We start from the raw sequence: 268 nt of genomic DNA on the forward strand, positions 1-268 counted from the left end.
GTGCATCCGGGAGGATTCGAACCTCCGACCGCTCGGTTCGTAGCCGAGTACTCTATCCAGCTGAGCTACGGATGCATCGGAAAACTTGCTTTACTGCCGATATTGATATCGTGATAAGCGATATCAAGTAAGAGATGGTGCATCCGGGAGGATTACTCGGCTGCGCCTCGCCCTGCGGGCCGTTGCTAAAGCAACGTTATCCTCCCTGGTGCTCGCGATTATCTCGCAGACCATAAAACAACAGTTTTGCTGTTGTCTCGGAGAAGAT

General features: G+C 52.2%; 1 tRNA gene. It reads right to left on the reverse strand.

Annotation, left to right across the window (positions count from 1 at the left end):
- Position 1: 1 nt before the first annotated feature.
- Positions 2 to 75: transfer RNA gene (locus tag OGX97_RS03200), tRNA-Arg, on the reverse strand.
- Positions 76 to 268 lie beyond the last annotated feature (193 nt).

Origin of the sequence: Citrobacter sp. Cpo061, assembly GCF_030332845.1 — a bacterium.
In the GTDB taxonomy this organism is placed as follows: Bacteria; Pseudomonadota; Gammaproteobacteria; order Enterobacterales; family Enterobacteriaceae; genus Citrobacter; species Citrobacter portucalensis.